The 23,353-nt window shown below is 66.8% G+C and carries 23 protein-coding genes; 17 read left to right on the forward strand and 6 right to left on the reverse strand.

The window, feature by feature from the left end; all coding sequences use genetic code 11:
* Window positions 1-186 precede the first annotated feature (186 nt).
* Together AC0J5K_RS04235 and AC0J5K_RS04240 are read right to left on the reverse strand one after the other, a co-directional pair.
* Window positions 187-927: a Bax inhibitor-1/YccA family protein gene (locus AC0J5K_RS04235; RefSeq protein ID WP_048530255.1), complete on the reverse strand. Its 741-nt coding sequence runs from the start codon at window positions 925-927 to the stop codon at window positions 187-189.
* A 129-nt stretch (window positions 928-1,056) separates the two neighbouring features.
* Window positions 1,057-1,263: a DUF1127 domain-containing protein gene (locus tag AC0J5K_RS04240; protein WP_048530257.1), complete on the reverse strand. Its 207-nt coding sequence runs from the start codon at window positions 1,261-1,263 to the stop codon at window positions 1,057-1,059.
* Window positions 1,264-1,383: 120 nt separating this feature from the next.
* On the opposite strand from AC0J5K_RS04240, the gene AC0J5K_RS04245 reads away from it, so the two are divergent.
* Window positions 1,384-2,238: a LysR family transcriptional regulator gene (locus AC0J5K_RS04245; RefSeq protein ID WP_074834862.1), complete on the forward strand. Its 855-nt coding sequence runs from the start codon at window positions 1,384-1,386 to the stop codon at window positions 2,236-2,238.
* A 41-nt stretch (window positions 2,239-2,279) separates the two neighbouring features.
* Here AC0J5K_RS04245 and AC0J5K_RS04250 read toward each other — a convergent pair whose 3' ends face one another.
* The gene (locus AC0J5K_RS04250) at window positions 2,280-3,239 is read right to left on the reverse strand and encodes an NADPH:quinone oxidoreductase family protein (RefSeq protein ID WP_274564617.1); all 960 of its coding nucleotides are present in this window, start codon (window positions 3,237-3,239) and stop codon (window positions 2,280-2,282) included.
* 324 nt (window positions 3,240-3,563) lie between these two features.
* Here AC0J5K_RS04250 and AC0J5K_RS04255 point away from each other — a divergent pair, with 324 nt between their 5' ends.
* The 4 genes from AC0J5K_RS04255 (at window position 3,564) to AC0J5K_RS04270 (ending at window position 6,660) form a co-directional block, all read left to right on the forward strand.
* Window positions 3,564-3,941, forward strand: a complete 378-nt coding sequence (locus tag AC0J5K_RS04255) for a helix-turn-helix domain-containing protein (RefSeq protein WP_048530261.1) — start codon at window positions 3,564-3,566, stop codon at window positions 3,939-3,941.
* 45 nt (window positions 3,942-3,986) lie between these two features.
* Entirely contained in the window at window positions 3,987-4,790 is an 804-nt protein-coding gene (gene hisN / locus AC0J5K_RS04260; protein WP_407657371.1) for a histidinol-phosphatase, read from the forward strand.
* Window positions 4,791-4,897: 107 nt separating this feature from the next.
* Window positions 4,898-6,232 carry an 8-oxoguanine deaminase gene (locus tag AC0J5K_RS04265; protein ID WP_274564619.1) on the forward strand — a complete coding sequence of 445 codons (1,335 nt, stop codon included), beginning with the start codon at window positions 4,898-4,900 and terminating at the stop codon, window positions 6,230-6,232.
* Window positions 6,229-6,660, forward strand: a complete 432-nt coding sequence (locus AC0J5K_RS04270; RefSeq protein WP_274564621.1) for a CAP domain-containing protein — start codon at window positions 6,229-6,231, stop codon at window positions 6,658-6,660. The genes AC0J5K_RS04265 and AC0J5K_RS04270 overlap by 4 nt, the downstream gene beginning before the upstream one ends.
* Before the next feature lie 232 nt (window positions 6,661-6,892).
* Here AC0J5K_RS04270 and guaD read toward each other — a convergent pair whose 3' ends face one another.
* Window positions 6,893-8,185 (reverse strand): guanine deaminase, encoded by a 1,293-nt coding sequence (guaD, locus tag AC0J5K_RS04275; RefSeq protein WP_274564623.1) that lies wholly within the window; start codon window positions 8,183-8,185, stop codon window positions 6,893-6,895.
* 112 nt (window positions 8,186-8,297) lie between these two features.
* Here guaD and mgtE point away from each other — a divergent pair, with 112 nt between their 5' ends.
* The 4 genes from mgtE to AC0J5K_RS04295 all read left to right on the forward strand — a co-directional run bounded on the left by mgtE (window position 8,298) and on the right by AC0J5K_RS04295 (window position 13,108).
* Entirely contained in the window at window positions 8,298-9,689 is a 1,392-nt protein-coding gene (gene mgtE, locus AC0J5K_RS04280; protein ID WP_048533687.1) for a magnesium transporter, read from the forward strand.
* A complete protein-coding gene (locus tag AC0J5K_RS04285) occupies window positions 9,686-10,249 on the forward strand; it encodes a 5-formyltetrahydrofolate cyclo-ligase (protein WP_274564630.1) in 564 nt (187 codons plus the stop codon). The genes mgtE and AC0J5K_RS04285 overlap by 4 nt, the downstream gene beginning before the upstream one ends.
* Before the next feature lie 174 nt (window positions 10,250-10,423).
* Window positions 10,424-11,239, forward strand: coding sequence for a TIGR00282 family metallophosphoesterase (locus AC0J5K_RS04290; protein ID WP_274564632.1), 816 nt, complete (start codon window positions 10,424-10,426; stop codon window positions 11,237-11,239).
* A gap of 90 nt (window positions 11,240-11,329) precedes the next feature.
* On the forward strand, window positions 11,330-13,108 hold the full coding sequence (locus AC0J5K_RS04295; RefSeq protein WP_274564905.1) for an SLC13 family permease: 1,779 nt from the start codon (window positions 11,330-11,332) through the stop codon (window positions 13,106-13,108).
* Here AC0J5K_RS04295 and AC0J5K_RS04300 read toward each other — a convergent pair.
* Both AC0J5K_RS04300 and AC0J5K_RS04305 read right to left on the reverse strand, forming a co-directional pair.
* Window positions 13,099-13,833 (reverse strand): glutamine amidotransferase, encoded by a 735-nt coding sequence (locus AC0J5K_RS04300; RefSeq protein ID WP_274564633.1) that lies wholly within the window; start codon window positions 13,831-13,833, stop codon window positions 13,099-13,101. The two genes, AC0J5K_RS04295 and AC0J5K_RS04300, sit on opposite strands and share 10 nt — an antisense overlap.
* 104 nt (window positions 13,834-13,937) lie before the next feature.
* Window positions 13,938-15,710 carry an SLC13 family permease gene (locus AC0J5K_RS04305; RefSeq protein ID WP_048530275.1) on the reverse strand — a complete coding sequence of 591 codons (1,773 nt, stop codon included), beginning with the start codon at window positions 15,708-15,710 and terminating at the stop codon, window positions 13,938-13,940.
* Between the two features lie 168 nt (window positions 15,711-15,878).
* Between AC0J5K_RS04305 and AC0J5K_RS04310 the strand changes: the two genes are divergently transcribed.
* The 8 genes from AC0J5K_RS04310 (at window position 15,879) to tsaA (ending at window position 23,313) form a co-directional block, all read left to right on the forward strand.
* The gene (locus tag AC0J5K_RS04310; protein WP_074834601.1) at window positions 15,879-16,409 is read left to right on the forward strand and encodes a MarR family winged helix-turn-helix transcriptional regulator; all 531 of its coding nucleotides are present in this window, start codon (window positions 15,879-15,881) and stop codon (window positions 16,407-16,409) included.
* A gap of 38 nt (window positions 16,410-16,447) precedes the next feature.
* The gene (locus AC0J5K_RS04315; RefSeq protein ID WP_274564635.1) at window positions 16,448-16,873 is read left to right on the forward strand and encodes a group I truncated hemoglobin; all 426 of its coding nucleotides are present in this window, start codon (window positions 16,448-16,450) and stop codon (window positions 16,871-16,873) included.
* Window positions 16,874-17,023: 150 nt separating this feature from the next.
* Entirely contained in the window at window positions 17,024-17,764 is a 741-nt protein-coding gene (locus AC0J5K_RS04320; protein WP_048530278.1) for a YebC/PmpR family DNA-binding transcriptional regulator, read from the forward strand.
* A gap of 128 nt (window positions 17,765-17,892) precedes the next feature.
* Window positions 17,893-19,035: a lytic murein transglycosylase gene (locus AC0J5K_RS04325; protein WP_274564640.1), complete on the forward strand. Its 1,143-nt coding sequence runs from the start codon at window positions 17,893-17,895 to the stop codon at window positions 19,033-19,035.
* Between the two features lie 237 nt (window positions 19,036-19,272).
* Window positions 19,273-21,042, forward strand: coding sequence for a PAS domain-containing protein (locus AC0J5K_RS04330; protein ID WP_423135778.1), 1,770 nt, complete (start codon window positions 19,273-19,275; stop codon window positions 21,040-21,042).
* An 89-nt stretch (window positions 21,043-21,131) separates the two neighbouring features.
* On the forward strand, window positions 21,132-21,728 hold the full coding sequence (locus AC0J5K_RS04335; protein WP_048530284.1) for a heme NO-binding domain-containing protein: 597 nt from the start codon (window positions 21,132-21,134) through the stop codon (window positions 21,726-21,728).
* Window positions 21,728-22,759, forward strand: coding sequence for a diguanylate cyclase domain-containing protein (locus AC0J5K_RS04340; RefSeq protein ID WP_274564645.1), 1,032 nt, complete (start codon window positions 21,728-21,730; stop codon window positions 22,757-22,759). Before AC0J5K_RS04335 ends, AC0J5K_RS04340 begins: the two co-directional genes overlap by 1 nt.
* Window positions 22,760-22,830: 71 nt before the next feature.
* A complete protein-coding gene (tsaA, locus tag AC0J5K_RS04345) occupies window positions 22,831-23,313 on the forward strand; it encodes a tRNA (N6-threonylcarbamoyladenosine(37)-N6)-methyltransferase TrmO (RefSeq protein ID WP_274564647.1) in 483 nt (160 codons plus the stop codon).
* Window positions 23,314-23,353 lie beyond the last annotated feature (40 nt).

Below are 23,353 nucleotides of genomic sequence, written 5' to 3' on the forward strand. Positions count from 1 at the left end.
CCGGTAGGGGTTCCCGGTCACGCTCGCGTCACGCGGCAGCAGAGCGCCCCAGGGCCCGTCAGGAGCCGCGCAGGGGCCTTGTCCGGCCCCACCCGGGTGCGGGGCTGTCCGGCGCGCAGCGCGTCGCGCAAGCAAAAGGGCCGGTCAAACGACCGGCCCCTGACATTCTGGCATGAGATGCCCTGGTTACTCGCGGTTGCCCATCAGCTGGAGCAGGAACATGAACATGTTGATGAAGTCCAGGTAGAGGTTCAGCGCGCCCATGATCGCCGCCTTGCCCAGCCACTCGCTGTCGCCGTTGTGGGCGTGGGCCAGATAGGTGTTCTTGATGTTCTGGGTATCATAGGCGGTCAGCCCGGCAAAGATCAGCACACCCAGGATCGAGATCGCGAACATGATCGCGGGCGAGCCCAGGAAGATGTTGATGATCGAGGCCACGATCAGACCGATCACACCCATGATCAGGAAGGAGCCCCAGCCCGAGATGTCCTTCTTGGTGGTGTAGCCCCAGAGGCTGAGGCCGGCAAAGGCGATCGAAGTCACCAGGAAGACCTGGGCGATCGAGAAACCGGTGAAGGCCACGAAGATCCAGCTCAGCGACAGGCCCATCACCGCCGCGAAGGCAAAGAAGAACAGCTGCGCGGCGGCGGCCGAAAGCTTGTTGATCATCGCACCGAAGGCGAAGACCATGATCAGCGGCGCGAACATGACGATCCAGCCGAGGATGTTGGGCTGAAGCGTGGCGGGATCGCGGAACACGGCCAGAAGCTGCGGGCTGGTGCCGACCGCCCATGCCACCGCAAAGGTGAGCAGCATGCCGATCGACATGGTCCCGTAGACCTTGTTCATGTGGGCGCGCAAGCCCTCGTCAATCTGGGCGGCGCGGGCGCCTGCCGCAGACGTCCTGATTGTGTTGTAGTCAGCCATCGATTTCCTCCGAAAAGAACAGGTGGCACGCGAATGCGGGCCGTCCACCCAAATATTGGCGGAACGGCCCGGATTTTCAAGATCGTTGCGTGCTGGATTCGACGTGATTTGCGTCGGTTCCGCCGGTTCTCAGCGCCGCCAATGGGCGGGAATGTCCCAAATCGGTTTGCCGGCCTCGCGGCGGGCCTCTTCGGCGCTCAGCCCCAGGTCGTCGAGCCGGGCCGCATCCATCCGGCTCAGCGCCCGGCGCTGGCGATGGAGCGCCAGCAGCGCGCTCAGGCGGGGCAGGCTGGGGGCACGGTGGCGGGGGGCGGTGATGTGAAGGGTGCGGGCCATTGGGCTCTCCTTTCTTTCGTGATGATTGCGGAGCGTTGCATTTTGTATCTTGATACATAGCGCTGGCGGTATCATAGTGAAAACGAATGTTTATGATCTCTCTTATCACGGAGTGTGATGGTGATGCGCAATCTTGATGTCACGGTCCTGCGCAGCTTCGTGGCGGTGGCCCAGACCGGCGGTGTCACCCGCGCCGCGGGTTTTCTGAATCTGACGCAATCCGCCGTCTCGATGCAGCTCAAGCGGCTCGAGGAATTGCTGGGCCTGGAACTGCTCGACCGCTCGGCCCGGCAGATCGGGCTGACCGCCGCCGGCGAACAGCTGCTGGGCTATGCCCGGCGCATGGTCGATCTCAACGACGAGGCTTTCGCCCGGCTCACCCATGAGGAATTCTCGGGCGAGATCTCGCTCGGGGTGCCGTATGACATCGTCTATCCGGTGGTGCCGCGAGTGTTGCAGCGCTTTGCGCTGGAAATGCCGCGGGTGCGGGTCAACCTGGTGACCGGAAACACGAAATCGCTCAAAGATGAGTTCTCGCGCGGGGCGGTGGACCTGATCCTGACCACTGAGAGCGAGGTCGACATCGGCGGCGAGACCCTGACCGAGATTGCCCTGCGCTGGATCGGCGCGCCGGGCGGGCAGGCCTGGCGGCAGCGGCCGCTCAATCTTGCACAGGCCCGGGTCTGCGCCTTTCGGGCCGGTGTGGTCGACCGGCTCGACGCGGCGGAGATCGACTGGATCTCCACCGTCGAGACCGACAGCGACCGCACGGTCGAGGCCACGGTCAGCGCCGATCTGGCGGTGACGGCGCTGCTCGAGGGGACCGCGCCCAAGGTGCTGATCGAACTGCCGCCGGGCTGCGACCTGCCCGATCTGGGCAGCTACAAGATCAACCTCTACTGCAACCGCCGCAACGGTCAGACGCCGGTCGACGTGCTGGCCGAGATGATCGAGCAAGGCTACGACACGCTCTAGCCGGCGTCACGGGCCGATGATGCGGGGCAATCCGCCGGTGGTCAGATCGTGACCACCACCTTGCCGGTGGATTTCCGGTCGCGCAGCAGTTGCATGGCCTGGCCCGCGTCCTCGAGCGGCAGCGCGTGGCTGATATGCGGGGTGATGCGCCCTTCGCTGTGCCAGCGCATCAGGGTTTTCATCGAATCGGCAATGACCTGCGGATTGAATTTCAGGTATCCGCCCCAGTAGAGACCCAGCACCGAGAGGTTCTTGACCAGCAGATGGTTGGCCTTGATCTGCGGCACATCGCCGCTGGCAAAGCCGATCGGCAGCAGACGGGCCTCGGGGTTGCAGGCGCGGAACGCCGCCTCGAACTGTGTGCCGCCCACCGGATCGTAGACCACATCTGCCCCGCCCAGGGCCTTGACGTCGGTGCGCAGGTCGCAGGTCTCGCTGTCGAGCAGGTGATGCGCCCCGGCGGCGCGCGCCGCCTCGAGCTTTTCGGCCCCCCGGGCGCAGGCGATGACCGTCGCGCCCATGATCCGGCCGATCTCGACCGCGGTCAGACCGACACCCCCCGAGGCCCCCAGCACCAGCAGGTGCTCGCCCGGCTGAAGCCGTGCGCGATGGCTCAGGGCGAGGTGTGACGTACCGTAAGCGATCTGAAAGGCGGCGGCATCGGTGAAACTCATCGTTTCCGGGATGGCAACGGCGCGGGCGGCCTCGAAACAGCCGAATTCGGCCAATCCGCCCTGGCCGCCAAAAACCGCGACCCGCTGCCCGGGTTCGAGCCCCGTGACCCCCTCGCCAAGCGCGTCAACGGTGCCGGCCACCTCCATCCCGAGGGTGAAAGGCGCCTCTGGGGTATCCTGGTAGGTACCCTTTTCCATGAGCAAATCCGCGAAGTTAAGCCCGCAGGCAGCGATCCGAAGGCGGATTTGCCCCGGCTCCGGCCGCGGCGTTTCGATCTCGGCAAGCTGCGCCGGCGCCCCGGCGGAGGCGATGTGAAAAGCACGCATTTGTGTCAGATTTCCCGTAAAGATTGCCCTGAGCCTTTACAGTTTCGCGCAACTGACGCAATGTAAAGAGCATGACATGTCGCGCCTTTGGGGAGGCTGCGAGCGGTGTTTCCATACCGCTTCGCGTGTGTTTTCGGTTAACCGTAAAATCTAAACGCGTTCTTTTTTCTTGCTTTCTTCTTCACCTCCCATATTCTTCGTGACGCTGCAGGGGTGCACAGTCGATATCGTCGGGCCGGGGGATAACTCTGCCTCGTTACAGGAAAAGAATGCGCGGTCCTGCATTTGAAATGCCGGACCAGCGCTAAGTGAAGGATGAATAGTATGCCACACCCCGTGGATGTTCATGTTGGCAAGCGTGTCCGGCATCGTCGCTGGCTGGTCGGGATGACCCAGCAGCAACTGGCCGAGCATGTCGGCATCAAGTTCCAGCAGATCCAGAAATACGAAACCGGTGCCAACCGGGTCAGCGCCTCGCGGCTCTGGGACATCGCCGACGCGCTCGACGTGCCGGTCAGCTTTTTCTTCGAAGGCATCGACGCGGGTGAAACCGAGCCGGCGCAATCCACTGAAAGCAGTGTGCCGGCCGATCTCCTTGGTGACAAGGAAGCGCTCGATCTCGTGCGGTCGTACTACGCGATCCCGGAAAATCAGCGTCGTCGGTTGTTCGAGCTTGCCCGTGTGCTGAGCGACGTCGCATAACGCCCCCAGGTTGCGGCGCCGGTGCGGCGCCGCGTCGAAGGGCGGATGAGACAGATGCAAGACAGCGAGATGCGCCACCTCTGGCAGGTGGCCAATGAAATGGCCGACGCAGCGCGTGCGGCCATTTTGCCATTTTTCCGGGGGGCAGCGCTCGGCACCGAGAACAAGCAGAGCGGCGGTTTCGACCCGGTGACCCTGGCCGACCGGGCGGCGGAACAGGCGATGCGCGATGTTCTGGCCCGGGCCCGGCCCGAGGATGGTATCCTTGGCGAGGAATTCGGCCATGACGCCGGCAGCAGCGGGCTGACCTGGGTGCTCGACCCGATCGACGGCACCCGCGGTTTCATCAGCGGCACCCCGACCTGGGGCGTGCTGATCGCATTGTCGAACGCCGATGGCCCTTTTCTGGGCATCATCGACCAGCCCTATATCGGCGAACGGTTTCGCGGCGGTGGCGGCGAAGCGCGAATGGAGGGGCCCCAAGGCGCGCAAGATCTGCGCACCCGCGCGACCGGCGATCTCTCGGAGGCCCTGCTCTTCACCACCTTCCCCGAAGTCGGCACACCGGAAGAACGCGCCGGCTTTGAGCGGGTCGCCGAGGCGGTCAAGCTGACGCGTTACGGCATGGATTGTTATGCCTATGCGCTGTTGGCGGCCGGGCAGGTCGACCTGGTGATCGAAGCCGGGCTCAACGCCTATGACATCCAGGCGCCGATCGCGGTGATCGAGGCCGCCGGTGGCGTTGTCACCGACTGGCAGGGCAGGCCGGTGCACAATGGCGGCCAGGTGCTTGCGGCCGGCAATGCGGAGCTGCACCGGGCGGCGATGGCCAAGCTCAACAGCGCTTGATCGCCGGCCGGGCCCTTGCTAGCCTGCGGCAACGCCGCGCGAACTTTGCCCGTTACCGGCGCGGCGGGCTTCACCTCAGAAATGGGCGCCACATCTGAGGTTTCTTCATGACCGAAATTCTGTTGCAGCGGGCCAGCCTTGCCCTGACCATGGACGATCACAGCCGCGAGTTGACGGGCTGCGATATCCGGCTTCGCGATGGCGTGATCGCCGAGATCGGCACCGGGCTGAGCAGCGATGGCGACGTGATCGATGCCGCCGGTTGCCTTGTGACGCCGGGGCTGGTGAACACCCACCACCACCTCTACCAGACGCTGACCCGCGCGGTGCCGGGCGGGCAGGATGCGCTGCTCTTTGGCTGGCTCAAGACACTGTATCCGATCTGGGCGCGCTTTGGCCCGGAAGAGATGTTTATCTCGGCGCAGGTCGGTCTGGCGGAGCTGGCGCTCTCGGGCTGTACCATGTCCTCGGATCACCTCTACCTCTATCCCAACGGCGCGCGGCTCGATGACACGATCGCCGCCGCGGGCGAGGTCGGCCTGCGGTTTCACCCGACCCGTGGCGCGATGTCGATCGGCGAAAGCGCGGGCGGGTTGCCCCCTGACAGCCTGGTCGAAGGCGAGGCCGCGATCCTCGACGACATGACGCGGGTGGTCGATGCCTTTCACGACGGGGCCGAGGGCGCCATGGTGCGCGTCGGCCTGGCGCCCTGTTCACCGTTTTCGGTCAGCCGAGAGCTGATGCGCGACACCGCGCTGCTGGCGCGCGACAAGGGGGTGATGCTGCACACTCACCTGGCGGAAAACGATGAGGATATCGCCTATTCGCTGGAGAAATTCGGTTGTCGGCCGGGGCAATATGCCGAGGATCTGGGCTGGACCGGGGACGACGTCTGGCATGCGCATTGCGTGAAGCTCGACGGCGAAGAAATTGATCTCTTTGCCAGAACCCGCACCGGCGTGGCGCATTGTCCGTGCTCGAACTGCCGCCTCGGCTCCGGTATCGCGCCGATCCGGACGATGCGCGATGCCGGCGTCAAGGTGGGGCTGGGCGTCGATGGATCGGCCTCGAACGACAGCGGCAACCTGATGCTCGAAGCCCGGCAGGCGCTGCTGTTGCAACGGGTGGCGCGCGGCGCCGACGCCATGTCGGCGCGCGAGGCGCTGCGGATCGCGACCCGGGGCGGCGCCGAGGTGCTGGGCCGGACCGACTGCGGCCAGATCGCCCCCGGCAAGCGGGCCGACCTTGCGGTCTGGGACATGTCCGGCGTCGAGGCGGCGGGCAGCTGGGATATGGCCGCGCTGCTGCTGGCCGGCCCGGCGCGGGTCCGCGACCTCTTTGTCGAGGGGCGCCCGGTGGTGCGAGGCGGCGACCTGGTTTCCTTCGATCTGGCGGCGGCGTTGCTACGGCAGAATGATCTGGCGCGGAGGCTGATGGCATGAGGCGGCGGAGGCTGCTGGCGGCAGGCCTGGCCTGGGCGGCCTGTCCGGCCTTGGCCGGCGAAGAGGCCGCGCTGGCCCGGGTCAACCGCCTGCGTCGCCAGGCTGGCCGCGCGGCGCTGCGCTGGTCGCCGGTGCTGGCCGAAGTGGCGCAGGCCCATGCCGAGGACATGGCGCGCAACGGGTTTTTCGCCCATCAGGGCTCGGACGGATCGACGATCAGCGACCGGGTGGCGCGGGCCGGCTATGGCTGGTGCAGGGTGGCCGAAAACATCGCCCAGGGCCAGCGCAGCCTCGACGCGGCGATCGCCGGCTGGCAGGGCTCTGCCGGCCACCGTCGCAACATGCTGAACCGCGACATGGCCGATCTGGGTGTGGCGCGGGGGCCGGGCAACACCTGGGTCATGGTGCTGGCCCGGCCGGGGTGTTGACGGCGGGGTTGGAAAATGTGCGCTTCCGCGCGCTTGTTTCCCGCCCGTGGCCGCTGTGACGCCCGGGCGGCCGGCGACGGAGCATGGGGCGGGCGGTGTCGGATCTGCTGAGAGGCGGTTCAGGAGCAGGTCTGCTCTGAACGCGCCACCGCCATCGTCTTGCGAGTCGGCCGCGCCTCAAGGTCCTTCGGCCCGCTGCGCGGGTGCTGCGCAACCTTGACCCGCGGCCGACTCACGGTTTGGAAGTGACCGGGCGGCCATTGATCCAGGTGGCGCGCACCGCGCGGTCATCGCCCATCATCAGGGTCGGAAACACCGCCTCCCAGAGATTGCGGGCCTCGGCCTGGCGCTGGGCAATGGCCGGGGTCGAGGCAAGGTCGAGCACCACCAGGTCGGCGGCCATGCCCGGGGCGAGATTGCCGATCTCATGGTCGAGGTGCAGCGCGCCGGCGGAGCCCTGGGTGGCAAGCCAGATCAACTGGGCGGCGTGCAGCGGCGTGCCGGTGAGCTGGCCGATCTCATAGGCGGCGGCCATGGTGCGCAGCATCGAGAAACTGGAGCCGCCGCCGGTGTCGGTGGCGAGGCCGGTGCTGATGCCGCGGGCCTTCATCGCCGCAGTGTTGAACAGGCCGGAGCCGATGAAGGTGTTGGACGTCGGGCAGTGGATCAAGGCGGCGCCGGTTTCTGTCAGCCGGTCGATCTCGCGCGGTTCGAGGTGGATGGCATGGCCATAAAGGCCGCGCGCGCCGAGCAGCCCGTGCGCCTCGTAGGTATCGAGGTAGTCGCGCGCCTCGGGGTGCAGGTCGCGGACCCAGGCGATCTCGTCGGTCTGTTCGCTGAGGTGGGTCTGCATCAGGCAGTCCGGGTGTTCGGCCCAGAGCCCGCCGAGCGCCGCCAGCTGATCGGGCGAGGAGGTCGGGGTGAAACGCGGGGTGATGGCGTAGTGCAGCCGGTCGCGCCCATGCCAGCGGGCGATCAGCGCCTTGCTGTCGTCATAGGCCGATTGCGCGCTGTCGCGCAGATCGTCGGGGGCGTTGCGGTCCATGCAGGTCTTGCCCGCCACCACACATTGGCCGCGCGCCTGCGCCTCGGTGAACAGCGCTTCGACGCTGGCCGGGTGGATGGTGCAGAAGCTGGCCATGGTGGTGGTGCCATGCGCCGCCGTCAGGTCGAGATAGCGGGCGGCGATCTCGGCCGCGTATCCGGGATCGCCGAACCGCGTCTCTTCGGGAAAGGTGTAGGTGTTGAGCCAGTCGATCAGCCGCAGCCCCCAGCTGGCGATGATCGCGGTTTGGGAGTAATGCACATGGGCATCGACAAAGCCGGCGCAGATCAGATCCGCGCCGTAAGAGATCACCTCGGCCTGCGGATGGGCGGCGCGCAGGGTTTCGGCCTCGTCCACCGCGCGGATGCGGCCGTCCTCGATCAGCACGCCACCCTGGCGACGCAGGGTGCAGGCCTCGGCAAAGGGGACGGCAAAGGGATCGTCGCGAAAGCTCAGGGTCTGTCCGGTCAGCAGCTGCATGATGTCCTTTCCGTGGCGAGAGGCGGCAGAATTGCCGCGGCGCCACTGTTGCTTTCCCATACTCTATCGTATGGTCCGCGCAAATCGTCGGATGCGGCAGAGGGGGCAGGTGATGACCGATCAGATCGAAGAACAGCCCGATGTCGAGGCTGAGTCCGAGGACGCCTATGCGCTTGACCGAAAGGCGGTGATGGCGATCCTCTTTGCGGTCGAGACCGAGGACCGCGCGGCGCTTGTCGCGGCAATGGAGCCGCTGCACGCGGCCGACATCGCCGACCTTCTGGAACAGGTCAACCCCTATGACCGGGCGCGGCTGATCCGGCTCTATGACAAGGAATTCGACGGCGACATCCTGTCGGAGCTCGACGAGGGAATCCGCGAAGAGGTGATTTCCGTCCTCAATCCGCAGGTTCTGGCGGATGCGGTGCGCGAGCTCGACAGCGACGATGTGGTCGACCTGATCGAAGACCTCGAGGAACCGCAGCAGGAGGCAATCCTCGACGCGCTGGAAGACAGCGAGCGGGTTGCCGTCGAACAATCGCTGGCCTATCCCGAATATTCCGCCGGCCGCCTGATGCAGCGCGAGGTAGTGGCGGCGCCAGAGCATTGGACGGTCGGCGATGCGATCGATTTCCTGCGCTCGAGCGAGGAGCTGCCGGAGCAGTTCTATCACATCACCCTGGTCGATCCGCGCATGCATCCGGTGGGCAACGTGACCCTCGGCCGGCTGATGGGCTCGCGCCGCGAGGTGCCGCTGAGCGATCTGGTGGAAGAGGTCTTTCAGGTGATCCCGGCCACCCAATACGAAGGTGACGTGGCCTATGCCTTCAACCAGTACCACCTGATCTCCGCCCCGGTGGTGGATGACGAAGGCCGGCTGGTGGGGGTGATCACCATCGACGACGCCATGGCGGTGCTGGACGAGGAGCATGAAGAGGACATCATGCGACTGGCCGGTGTCGGCGAGGGCTCGCTCTCGGACCGGGTGATCGAGACCACCAAGCAGCGGCTGCCCTGGCTGGCGGTCAATCTGGTGACGGCGGTGCTGGCCTCGCTGGTGATCGCGCAGTTCGAGGCGGCGATCGCCCAGCTTGTCGCGCTGGCGGTGCTGATGCCGATTGTGGCGTCGATGGGCGGCAATGCCGGCACCCAGTCGCTGACCGTGGCGGTGCGCGCGATTGCCACCAAGGACCTTACCGGCGCCAATGTCTGGCGGGTGATCCGGCGCGAGGTGCTTGTCGGGCTGGTCAACGGGGTGATCTTTGCCGTGGTGATGGGGATTGTCGGCCTGCTCTGGTTCGGCTCGCCGGCGCTGGGCTATGTGATCGCCGCCGCCATGGTGATCAACCTGGTGGTCGCGGGGCTCGCCGGCACGGTGATCCCGGTGCTGCTCGAACGGGTGGGCGTCGATCCGGCGCTGGCCTCGGGCGCCTTCGTGACCACGGTGACCGATGTGGTGGGCTTTTTCGCCTTTCTCGGCCTGGCCGTGGTGGTGTTGCTGTGAGCGCGCTCGAAGAGACCAAGCGCGCCGCCCGTGTCGCCGGGTTTGCCCGCCGCGCGGCGGCGCATGCGGCCGCCGGGCCCGGCCCGGCGGGGCATCTGTCGGCGCTGCTGGCGGGGCATCGTGGCGTGCCGGTCTCGGGCTACATGGCGATGCGCTCCGAGATCGACCCGCTGCCGGCGATGGAAGAGGCGGCGGCGCATGGGCCGGTCTGCGTGCCGGTGATCGAGGCCAAGGCGCAGCCGCTGAAATTCGCCCTGTGGGAGCCGGGCTGCGAGATGGTCGACGGGCCTTTCGGCGCGCGTGTCCCCAAGGCGCTGGAGTTCATCGAGCCGGAGATTCTGATCGTGCCTCTGGTGGCCTTTTCCCGCAGCGGCGGGCGGTTGGGCTATGGCGGCGGCTTCTACGACCGCACGCTCGAACGCCTGCGCGCCAGACGCCCGACCCTGGCGGTGGGCTTTGCCTATGGCGCCCAGGAAGACCCCACCCTGCCGCTCGAGCCGACCGACCAGCCGCTCGATGTGATCGTGACCGAAGCCGAGGTGATCACCCCCGGCGCCTGAGCGCGCCCCGGGCTGCCTTGGGCCTCCGGGGTCAAGGACGAGGGCCCGGCGTGGGGGCCGGGGCGGGGCTTGGTGTGGCGTGGGCGGGTCGGCCTCCTTGCGGGGCGGCGCAAAACTTGAGCCGGGGGCAAGATCCGGCTTGTGAAGCGCCTGCCGGGGCACTAACCCAAAGGCATGCGAATACTTTTTCTAGGCGATGTGATGGGGCGGGCGGGCCGCACCGCGGTCAGCGAGCGGCTCAAGGGGCTTCGGGCCGACTGGAAGCTCGATTTCGTCGTGGTCAACGGCGAGAATGCCAGCAATGGCGCCGGGCTCTCGGGCGATCATGCCAAGCTCCTGCTCGAGGCCGGGGCCGATTGCATCACGCTGGGCGATCACGCCTTCGATCAACGCGACATGCTGCAATTCATCGAGACTGAGCCGCGCATCCTGCGGCCGATGAACTTTGCCAAGGATGCGCCGGGCCGCGGTGCCGCGATCTTCGATGCCGGTCGCGGCCGCCGCATTCTCGTGGCCCAGGTGCTGGGGCAGGTCTTCATGAAACGGCCCTTCGACGATCCGTTCTCGGCGGTGGATGCGGTGCTGCGCAGCCACCCGCGCGGCGGCCAGGTGGCGGCCAGCCTGATCGACATGCATTGCGAGGCGACCAGCGAAAAGATGGGCATGGGCCATTTCTGCGACGGCCGCGCCAGCCTGGTGGTCGGCACCCATACCCATGTGCCCACCGGCGACGCCCAGATCCTGCCCGGCGGCACCGCCTATCTGACCGATGCCGGCATGTGCGGCGACTACAATTCCGTCATCGGCATGGAAAAGGCCGAACCGATGCGCCGCTTTGTCACCGGCATGCCCAAGGCGCGGTTCAAGCCCGCCACCGAGGAGGCGACGCTCAGCGGCCTTCTGGTCGAGACCGATGACCGCAGCGGCACGGCGCTCTCTGCCCACATGATACGCCAGGGCGGTCGGTTGCAGCCGGCGGGGCCGCAGTGACCGGGGTGCCGCGCCAAGCGGCCCTTGCCGCCGCCGACGCCTGCGGTAACACTGTCCGACAGGCGCAGTGAAGGGGCCGCAATGAACCAGATGTTGGAACTGTCCCAGACCGGGCAGGCGGTGGTCACCCTGGCCGTCGTCCTGGTGATGTTCGCGCTCTTCATCCGCGAAGTCTATCCGACCGAGGTGGTCGCCATGTCGGGCGCGGCCTTTCTGCTGATCACCGGCGTGCTGCCCTATGACAGGGGGCTCGAGGTGCTGTCGAACCCGGCGCCCTGGACCATCGCGGCGATGTTCATCGTCATGGGGGCGCTGGTGCGCACCGGCGCGCTCGACAGTTTCACCAAGATCGCCGACCGCCAGGCGCGCACCAATCCGCGCGTGGCGATTGCCATGCTGATGGCCTTCGTCATTCTCGCCTCGGCGGTGGTGTCGAACACGCCGGTGGTGGTGGTGATGATCCCGGTCTTCGTGCAACTGGCCCGCACCATGGGGATGCCGGCCTCCAAGCTGCTGATCCCGCTCAGCTATGCCGCCATTCTCGGCGGCACGCTGACGCTGATCGGCACGTCGACCAACCTGCTGGTCGACGGGGTGTCGCGCGCGCTGGGGCAGGCGCCCTTCACCATCTTCGAGGTGACGCCGCTGGCGGTGGTGCTGGTGGCCTGGGGCATGATCTACCTGCGCTACATCGGCCCCTTCCTGCTGCCCGAGCGTGACAGCATGGCCGATCTGCTCTCGGACAAGAGCCGGATGAAGTTCTTTACCGAGGCGGTGATCCCGCCCGACAGCAACCTGATCGGCCGCGAGGTCACCGGCGTGCAGCTCTTCAAGCGCGACGGTGTGCGGCTGATCGACGTGGTGCGCGGCGATGTTTCGCTCCGCCGCAACCTCAAGGGGGTGGAGTTGCAGGTCGGCGACCGGGTGGTGCTGCGCACCCAGATGACCGAGTTGCTCTCGCTCCAGCGCAACAAGGAGCTCAAGCGCGTCGATCAGGTTTCGGCGGTCGAGACCACGACGGTCGAGGTGCTGATCACCCCGGGCTGCAAGATGGTCGGCAAGAGCCTCGGCGCCCTGCGGCTGCGGCGGCGGTTCGGGGTCTATCCGCTGGCGGTGCACCGCCGCAACCAGAACATCGGCCAGCAGCTCGACGCGCTGGTCGTCAAGGTCGGTGACACGCTGCTGCTCGAAGGCGCGCCGGATGACATCAAGCGGCTGGCCACCGAAATGGATCTGGTGGATGTCACCCAGCCCTCGGCCCGGGCCTATCGCCGGGGCCATGCGCCGGTGGCGCTGGTGGCGCTGTTCGGCATCGTGACGCTGGCGGCTTTCGGCGCCGCGCCGATCTTTCTGCTGAGTTTCGCCGCCGTGGCGCTGGTGCTGCTGACCCGCTGCATTGACGCCGACGAGGCGTTTTCCTTCGTCGATGGCCGGCTGCTGTCGCTGATCTTCTCGATGCTGGCGATCGGGGCGGCCCTGGAAAGCTCGGGCGCGGTCGAGCTGATCGTCGGCGCGGTGGCGCCCTGGATCGGCCTTCTGCCCGGGCCGCTGATCATCTGGGCGATCTACCTGCTGACCTCGGTGCTGACCGAACTGGTGAGCAACAACGCGGTTGCCGTCGTCGTCACCCCGATCGCCATCGGTCTCGCTGCGGCGCTGGGGATCGACCCGCGGCCGCTGGTGGTGGCGGTGATGGTGGCGGCCTCGGCCAGTTTCGCCACGCCGATCGGCTATCAGACCAACATGCTGGTCTATGGCCCCGGCGGCTATCGTTTCACCGATTTCCTCAAGGTGGGCATCCCGCTCAATCTTTCGGTGGGGCTGCTGGCAAGCTTCCTGATCCCGTTTCTCTGGCCGCTTCAGCCGTAACGTTCGACAAAGCGCCGCAGGATGTGCTCGGGCTGCGTGACCTTGGCCGCATGGCAGGTGGCAATCAGCGCATCCGCCGTCTCGGGCGGGAAATAGCCATGGTTGCGATAGGTGCGGATCCGCGCTTCGAAGACCGCGCCATCGGCCTCGGGGTGGAACTGCGTGGCATAGACGTGACGCCCGTGACGCACCATCTGGAACGGGCAGGGCGCCGAGCTCAGCAGATGGGCACAGCCCTCGGGCAGCACCTGCAAGGCCTCCTTGTGGCCGACAAAGGCCTCGAATTCCTGCGGAAACCCCTCGAGCAGCGGATCGCGCGCGCCGTCCTCGGTCAGCCGGCAGAGCACCGGACCCACCGGCTCGCCGTACCGCGCCTTCGACACTTCCGAGCGCAGATGCGCGCCAAGGATGCCGATGCCGTAACAACAGCCCATGAAGGGATGGTCGCTTCCGGTGATTGCCGGCATCAGCGACAGAACGGCACGTTCGATCCGCGCCTCGACCTCGGATTTCGCCTCTGGCGCATCCGACACGCAGCCCGGCCCGCCACCGACAATCACCCCGGCATAATCGCGCGGATCGAGCCCCTCGGGCAGGGCTTCGCAATCCAGCCGGATGCGGTGACAGCGCGCCGCGTTCAGCCCCGCCTTGTCGAGAATGGCGGCATATTCCCCGTCGGCGGCATCCGCCTCGGGCCGAAGTTGCAGGATCAGAAACTGTCTCATGGGCCTCCCCATACTGCCCCGCGCCCATCCGGAACAGTCCCCTGCTTCTTCTGGCCGAAAATATTCCCGCGGGTCCGGGGGCAGAGCCCCCGAAGTGCGCCGCCCTACAGCGGCCAGAACACCAGAATGGCCGGCACCGAGACCGCGATCACCAGCATTTCCAGCGGCAACCCCATCCACCAGTAATCGCCGAAGCGATAGCCCCCGGGGCCGAGGATCAGCGTGTTGTTCTTGTGCCCGATCGGCGTCAGGAACGCCGCCGAGGCCGCCACCGCCACGCACATCAGGAACGGGTCGGGCGAGACCTCGAGCGTTTGCGCCATCTGGATGCCCACCGGCGCGGCGACAATCGCCGTCGCGGTGTTGTTGAGCACATCCGACAGGGTCATCGTCACCACCATCAGCACGGTCAGCACCGCCCAGACCGGCCAGCCCTCGGTCAACCCCACCAGCGCGCCGGCGATCAGCTCGGTCCCGCCCGAGGTCTCGAGCGCCGCGCCGAGCGGGATCATCGAGCCGAGCAGCACCACCACCGGCCATTCGATGTGGTCGTAAAGCTCGGACAGTGGCAGGATCTTGAGCAGCACATAGGCCACCACCACCAGCCCCAGCGCCACCGGCAGATAGACCAGCCCGAAGCTTGCCGCGGCGACGGCAGCGGCAAACAGCCCGATGGCGGCCCAGGTCTTGGTGTTTTCGGTCACCGCCAGGCCGCGGTCGGCCAGCGGCAGCACGCCCAGCCATTCGGCCACCGTATTGGCGCTTTCGCGCGGTGCCAGCAGCAGCAGGATGTCGCCCGGTTCGATCTGCGTCTGGCGCATCTGCTTGGTGATCCGCCGGCCCTTGCGCGAGATGCCCATCAGGATCGTCCGATGCCGCCACGCCAGGCCCACCGCCTGCACCGTTTTGCCGTTGAGCCGGGAGGTGTCGGGCACCACCACCTCGACCAGGCTCAGCCCGTCGCTTTCGGCTTTCAGCAATTCCTCGCGGCGGTCGTCGGAAAAGGCCAGGTCGAGCGTGGTGCGGAACTCGTCCAGCGCTTCCGGCGTGGCCTCCAGCACCAGCGCATCCTCGGCCTCGATCCGGGTGTTGAGCACCGAGCCATAACGCCGGTTGCCATCGCGGATCAGGCCGAGGATGGCAACGTCGGATTTGTCGGCGGTCTCCGACAGGTCGCGCACCCGCTGGCCCACCGCCTTGTTGTCGGCGGGGACGGTGAGCTCGGCGATATAGGGATCGAGCTCGCGCGCCTTGGACAGCGCATCCTCGCGCTGCGGGATGAACCGCCAGCCGATCAGCGCCACGAAGGCCAGGCCGGTCAGCGCCGCCACCGCGCCCACCGGGGCGAAATCGAACATCCGGAACGGTGTGCCGAAGGTCTCGCCCCGGATCGAGGCGATGATGATGTTGGGCGGCGTGCCGATCAGCGTGACCATGCCGCCGAGGATCGTGGCGAAACTGAGCGGCATCAGAGATTTGGCCGGCGATCTTCCAGCCTTGCGCGCGGTCTGGATGTCGACCGGCATCAGGAGCGCCAGCGCCGCGACGTTGTTCATGAAACCCGAAAGCACCGCGCCGACCCCGCCCATGATGGCGATATGGGTGCCCAGCCGGCGGCCTGAATCCACCAGGGTGCGGGTGATCAACATCACCGCGCCCGAGCGCACCAGCCCGGCCGAGACCACCAGCACCAGCGCCACGATCAGCGTCGCCGGATGGCCAAATCCCGAGAAGGCGTCCTTGGTCTCGACCACGCCCAGCACCACGCCGAGCAGCAGCGCCGAGAAGGCGACGATGTCATATCGGAACTTGCCCCAGAGCAGGAGGCCGAAAACCGCTCCGAAGAGCGAGAAGAGGATGATCTGATCAACTGTCATGGTTCAGTCCTAACCCTGCGCCGGCCGAGGCAACAGAAGGATATTGCGCGAATCGCCGGATATGTTATTCATGTATGTATAGTTCACGCATGAATGAAAATTCCGGACAGGTCGGGCGACCAGGCCTGACCCGATGTGTCCCGGACCGAGCACTGAGGATCTTTTGCCATGACCGAAAGCGACCCGAGCGGGCAAGAGCCGCAGGAGACCGCCCCGGGGCCTGGCACCGTCCGGCTGGAGGATCAGCTCTGCTTTGCGCTTTATGCTGCCACCAATGCGGTGACGCGGGCCTACCGCCCGGATCTGATGGCGCTCGGGCTGACCTATCCACAATATCTGATGATGATGGTGCTCTGGCAGTACGGCCGCGCGACACCCTCCGAGATTGCCCGGCGGCTGGGGCTGGGCCTGAACGCGGTGACGCCGGTCGCCGATCAGCTTGTCGCCTCGGGCTTCGCCAGCCGCAGCCGCAGCACCGAGGATCGCCGCAAGGTGGTGATCGAACTGACGCCCAAGGGGGCGGAGGTGGAACGGCATGCGGCGCGGGTCCAGCAGGGGGTGGTCTGCCGTACCGGCCTGTCGCCCGAACGCTTCGCCGCGCTGCGCGAGGCGCTGCACGCGCTGACCGACGAAATGACCGGATTGCCCGGATCCGATACGCCGCGCAGGGAGGCGCGGCAGCGGAACGACCGGGAATGACCGTCCCGCAAGGGGCATCGAAAGGGAGGACCAGGTCCATGACCGAGAAGATCGAAGACATCGCTGCCGCTGCGCCCTATGATACGGGCGACGACAGCCTCTATTCCCGTCTCGGCGGGTTGTACGGGATTTCTGCCGCCGTCGACAATCTGGTGGACCGGCTCTACGTCAACCAGTTCGGCAACGCCAACCCCAAGGTCGCCGAGTTTCACGACCAGCAGGGCCATGCCGGGTTCAAGTTCCTGGTCACCGCCTGGTCGATCCAGGAAACCGGCGGGCCGGCGATCTATCCCGGCCGCGATATGCGCGCGAGCCACGCCCACCTGAATGTCACCGCGCGCGAGTTCGACATGGTGCGCACCGAGATCAAGACCTCGCTGTATCAGCTCAACGTGCCCGAACGCGAGTTCGATGAATTCATGGCGATCATCGACAGCTACGAGGATATGGTGGTCGGCGGATAAGGCACGGGATGTCCCGGCCGACGGCGGCGGCGGGCGGGGGGCGCCGCGCCCCATCTGCCGGCCCGCTACGGCCAGAGGTGACGGCCTTGCAGAGCATTGCCCTGCTGGACTATAGAAGCGCCTGATCCGCAGACATGACATGAGGCAGCCATGGCCGGCCATTCCAAATGGGCAAACATCCAGCACCGCAAGGGGCGCCAGGACGCGGCGCGCTCCAAGCTCTTTTCGAAATTGTCGAAAGAGATCACCGTCGCCGCCAAGATGGGTGACCCCGACCCGGACAAGAACCCGCGCCTGCGGCTGGCGGTCAAGGAGGCCAAGTCGCAATCGGTGCCGAAGGATGTGATCGACCGCGCGATCAAGAAATCGCAGGCCAACGAAGGCGATGACTACGAAGAAATCCGCTACGAGGGCTACGGCCCGGGTGGCGTGGCGGTGATCGTCGAGGCGATGACCGACAACCGCAATCGCACTGCCTCGACCGTGCGCTCGACCTTTACCAAGGCCGGCGGCAACCTGGGCGAGACCGGTTCGGTGGGCTTCATGTTCGAACGCAAGGGCGAAGTGGTCTATCCGGCCGAGGTCGGCGACGCCGATGCGGTGATGATGGCGGCGATCGAAGCCGGCGCCGAGGATGTCGAGAGCTCGGACGACGGCCATGTGATCTATTGTGCCGACACCGATCTCAACGAGGTCTCGACAGTGCTCGAGGCCGAGCTGGGCGAGTCGGAGTCGACCAAGCTGATCTGGAAACCGACCACCACCACCGAGCTGGACCTCGAAGGCATGCAGAAGCTGATGAAGCTGCTCGACGCGCTGGAAGACGACGATGACGTGCAACGCGTGACCGCCAATTTCGAAGCTTCCGACGAGGTGATGGAGCAGCTCTGAGAGGGCTTGCGCCCGGGTGTCGGCGGGCCTCTGCCGAAACCCGGCACCATGCCCCGCCACACCGGCGCAGCGATTGCGCCGCCGCCGCGATGCGATAAGCTCGGCGAAAAAGCGGTGAGGGCAGTTTCATGAGGATGACCAGACGGGGTTTCGGCGCAGGGCTGACGGCGACGCTGCTGGCCGGATGCGGTGGCCGATCGGGGCGTGACGACGGCAGTGGTCGCCCGGCCGGGCTGCCGGAGGATCTGCGCCCCGCGCGCAATGCCGGTTACGATGCCTGGGTCGCGGATTTCCGTGCCCGCGCGGCCGACAGGGGGATTTCGCAGGCCACGCTGAATGCCGCCTTTCGCGGCGCCGGCTATCTGCCCGGTGTCGTCACCCGCGACCGCAACCAGACCGAATTCAAGCGCACGCTCGAAGATTACCTGTCGATCGCGGCCTCTGACGCGCGCATCGCCAAGGGCCGCGCGGCCTATCGCCGGCACGAAGGCGTGCTATCGGCCGTCGAGGCCCGCTATGGCGTCGACCGCTATATCGTCACCGCGATCTGGGGGCTCGAGAGCTTCTACGGCGAGCGGCAGGGCGAGATCCCGGTGATCTCGGCCACGTCGACGCTGGCATATGACGGCCGGCGCGGCGCGTTTTTCGAGGCCCAGCTGCTGGCCGCGCTGCGCATCCTGCAACGGGGCGACATCTCTGCCGCGCGGATGACCGGAAGCTGGGCGGGGGCGATGGGCCATACCCAGTTCATTCCGACCACCTTTCAGGAATATGCCGTCGATTTCACCGGCGACGGGCGGCGCGACATCTGGGCCGAAGATCCCTCCGACGCGCTGGCCTCGACCGCCGCCTACCTGTCGCGCCACGGCTGGCAGCGCGGGCTGCGCTGGGGCGCCGAGGCGGGGCCGGGGGCGCCGTCGGGCCGCAGCCTTCAGCCCGAACCGGGCGGGCCGGTCTTTGCCGTGACCGGCAATTTCAACGTCATCAAGCGCTACAACAATTCCGACGCCTATGCGCTGGGGGTCGGCCATCTGGCCGACCGGATCGCCGGCGGCGGGCCGCTGCGGGCGGGCTTTCCGCCCGACCGCTACGGGCTGACCAAGGACGACCGCATCCGCCTGCAACAACGGCTTACCGCCCGCGGCTTCGATACCGGCGGTGCCGACGGCGTGATCGGCGACAAGACCCGCGCCGCGATCGAGGCCTTCCAGCGCCGCCAGGGGCTGGCGGTGACCGGTCTGCCATCGCCGGACCTGCTGCGCCTTTTGTAACCGGTCCCGCGCCAGCGCCGTAGGGCGACGGGCGGGCCGGGCAAGCGGTACATGCAAAAAAAAACCCTTTGCCATATGGGTTTGTCCTTCTAAGTTGACGGGGAGATGACGCGGTGTCGGCCGGTGCGTGGCCCTGGCGCCTTGTCATCGCACCCACGGCGAGAGGCACCCTCTGTGGCACATCAGAGCGACCCGGGCGGGTTTGACAGCGCCGACCTCCCGCGCGGGATGGCCGACATGGAGCTCATGCGCCGCATCATCGATCAGACGGTCGGTTTTGTCGGCCTGCTCGCGCCCGACGGAACGCTGACCGAGGCCAATGCGCCGGCGCTCGAGGCCGGTGGCGTCAGCCGCGACGAGGTTATCGGCAAGAAATTCTGGGAATGTTACTGGTGGTCGCATGACACCGCCGGCATGGCCCGTCTCGAAGCGGCGGTGCAGCGCGCCGCGCAGGGCGAGGTGGTGCGCTATGACGCCGAGGCGCGGATGGCGGGGGATACCCGCATGTGGATCGCCTTCATGCTCTCGCCGCTGCGCGACGCCGCGGGCCGGGTGGTGGCGCTGGTGCCGTCGGGCTTTGACATCACCGAGCGCAAGGCGGCCGAGGACCGGCTGCGCGCCGCGCATGACACCTTTCGCGATCTGGTCGAACGTTCGCCCTTCGGCATCTATACGGTCGATGCCGATTTCCGGCTGCACCAGGTCAGCCAGGGCGCGCAGAAGGTGTTTGAGAATGTCCGGCCGCTGATCGGGCGTGACTTTGCCGAAGTGCTGCGCATCATCTGGCCCGAACCCTTTGCCTCCGAGGCGATCGGCCTGTTTCGCCACACGCTCGAGACCGGCGAACCCTATCATGCCCCCGGCACGGTCGAAACCCGCGCCGACATCCAGGTGCGCGAGGCCTATGACTGGAAGATCGAACGCCTGACCCTGCCGGATGGACGCGACGGGGTGGTCTGTCATTTCTATGATCTCTCGGAACGGCAACGCTTTGAAGAGCAGATCAAATTGCTGATGCGCGAGGTCAATCACCGGGCCAAGAACATGCTCTCGCTGGTGCTCTCGATCGCCCGTCAGACCGCCGCCAGCAGCCCCGAGGATTTTGTCGAACGCTTTACCCAGCGCATCCAGGGGCTGTCGGCGGGGCAGGACGTGCTTGTCCAGAGCGGCTGGCGGCATGTGCCGATTGGCGCGCTGGTGCGATCGCAGCTCAGCCATTTCCAGGATCTGATCGGTACGCGCATTCATCTGGACGGGCCCGAGATCGAGGTCACCGCCGCCGCCGCGCAAACCTTGGGCCTGGCGCTGCATGAACTGGCGACGAACGCGGCGAAATACGGCGCGCTGTCGGTGCCGGGTGGCGAAGTCCACCTGCGCTGGAAGATCGCGCCGCAGCAGGGCCAGCCGCAGTTTCTTCTGGAGTGGCAGGAAAGCGGCGGACCTGACGTGACAGAGCCGCAGCGGCGCGGCTTCGGCTCGACCATGACCGGGCATCTGGTGCGCAGCTCGCTCAACGGCGAGGTCGAGACCAGATATGCCGCCGCGGGGCTGGTCTGGCGGCTGGCCTGCCCGGCGGACGGCGTCATCGAAGACCCGGTGCCGGCGCGCCGGCCGCTGAGCGACGAGACCGGCTATGTGGACACCCGCCCCGACAACACCGTTCTGGTGGTGGACGACGAGCCGCTGATCGCGCTCGATATCGCCGAGGGCCTCGACCGGGCCGGGTACAAGGTACTGGGGCCGGCCAATTCCGTCGCCCAGGCGCGGACCCTGCTGAGCCAGTCGCGCTGCGCGGCGGCGGTGCTCGACGTCAATCTCGGGCGGGAAACCTCGGTGCCGCTGGCCAAGGAGCTGCGCCGGCTCGGCATTCCCTTAATCGCAGTCTCCGGCTACAGCGCGACGCAGCTGCCGGACGAGTTCGAAGGCGTGCCGCTGATCGGCAAGCCGATGAATTTCAACATCTTGTTCGATCAGCTCGGCAAGGTGCTTTCGCCTGGGGCGGAGTGAGCAGCAGGCGGCGTTTATCCCTCGCATTTTATCTGTTGGGAGATCCTTAACGGTCTGTCGCCATCCTGCGCGGAAACGGAGGCTTGGCGATGCATGGTCTGATCAATCGGGCGATCCAGTGTTTTTACCGCGACACCTATGGCGCCCCGGCCTGGGGCGAGGTGGTGCGCCGGCTCGAGCTGGATTTCACCGAATTCGAGCCGATGCTGCACTATGGCAACGAGCTGACCCAGCGGATGATCGGGGAAATGGCGGCTGCGCTCGGCAAGGACCGCGAAACCGTACTCGAGGATGTCGGCACCTACCTGATCTCCAACCCCGCGGTCGAGGCGCCCCGGCGCCTGTTGCGCTTTGGCGGCGAGACGTTTCTCGATTTCCTGCATTCGCTCGACGATCTGCCCGATCGCGCCCGCCTCGCGGTCGAGGATCTGGTGCTGCCCGCGCTCGAGCTGCGCGATTACGGCGGCAATCAGTTCAGCCTGTTCTGCACCGGCGATTTTGCCGGCATCGGTCATGTGGCGGTGGGGGTCCTGCGCGCCATGGCCGACGATTACGGCGCGCTGGTCTTTCTCGAACACAAGGGCGTGTCGCATGGGGCCGAGGTGATCGAAATCACCCTGATCGAAGCCGCCTTTGCCGAGGGCCGCGCCTTCGAGCTTGGCCTGGCCCGGGCCGGGGGCGCGTGATGGACGATCTGGCTCTTTTGCTCGATGTCCTGTGCCCGATGCATCTTGTGCTCGACCGCACCGGCCATATCGCCCATGTCGGCCCGACGCTTGCCAAGCTGCGGCCGGCCGAGGTTCTGGCCGGCCAGCGCTTTCTCGAGGTGTTCGAGATGCGGCGCCCGCGCTCGGTGCGCGACGCCGGCGATCTGCGCCATCACGCCGGGGCGCGGCTGCACATGCGGTTTCGCAGCGGGGCGCCGATCGGGCTCAAGGGCGTTCTGATGCCGGCGCCGGGCAAATCCGGCGGTCTGGTGGTCAACCTCTCCTTCGGGATTTCGGTGGTCGAGGCGGTGCGGGAATTTTCCCTCACCGGCGGCGACTTTGCCGCCACCGATCTGACCATCGAGATGCTCTATCTGGTCGAGGCCAAATCCGCCGCGATGGAGGCGTCGCGCAAGCTCAACCAGAAGCTCGAGGGCGCCAAGATCGCCGCGGAGGAACAGGCCTTTACCGATACGCTCACCGGCCTGAAGAACCGCCGCGCCATGGATCACGTGCTGGCGCGCCTGGTGGCCGGGCCGGGGCGTTTTGCGCTGATGCACCTCGATCTCGATTATTTCAAGGCGGTCAATGACAGCATGGGCCATGCGGCGGGCGACCATGTCTTGCAGGAGGTGGCCAAGATCCTCGTCGAGGAGACCCGCCGCGAGGATACGGTGGCGCGGGTCGGCGGTGACGAGTTCATGCTGCTCTTTGTCGGCAAGATGAACCGAAGGCGGCTGGCAGACATCTCCGAGCGGTTGATCGCGCGGCTGGAACGGCCGATTACCTTTGGCGCGGAGGCCTGCCGGATATCGGGCAGCATCGGCATCACCATGAGCGAGGATTACGAGGCGCTCGACATGGCCCAGCTGCAAGAGGATGCCGACATCGCGCTTTATGCCTCCAAAAACCGGGGCCGGGCCTGTCATACCTTTTATGATCCGGCGCTGCGCACGGGGGCCTTTGCCATCTCGCCTGAGGCACCGGGCGGCAATGTGACGCTCGGCTGACCGGATGGCTTGTTGCCCCGCCACGCCGCGCGCTAGGCTGATGTGACGGAGACGCAGGCCGGGGGCCGGAGATGACACAGAAGTTGCGCGACAACGAGGTGGCGGTTGCGACGGATGCGCCGCGCGATGCGGCGCTGCATTTCATCGGCCGGATCCGCACGCCGTTCACCCGCCGCGACCTCTGCCCGCGGCAGGGGCGGCTCGACGGCCCGGACTGCCGGCTGGTGCTCGACGCGCCCTGGGCCGCCGGTCTGGCCGGGCTCGAGCGCTACGAATTTGCCGATGTGCTCTACTGGCTGCACGAAAGCCGCCGCGACCTGGTGCTGCAAAGCCCGAGCTCGGATGGCGCGGTGCGCGGTGTCTTTTCGCTGCGCTCGCCGGTACGGCCCAATCCGATCGGCCTGTCCAAGGTGGCGATTCTGCGGATCGAGGGGCCAGAGGTCATCGTGCGCGGTCTCGACTGTCTCGACGGCACGCCGCTGATCGATCTCAAGCCCGACCGCTGTGCCTATACCATCGCCGCGCCCGACAAGCCGGCCGACCGCAGCCCCTGAGCAGGGGAGCGGGGCTTGCGTCCGCCCGAGACACCTGACA

This window comes from Marinovum sp. E3 (assembly GCF_055755275.1).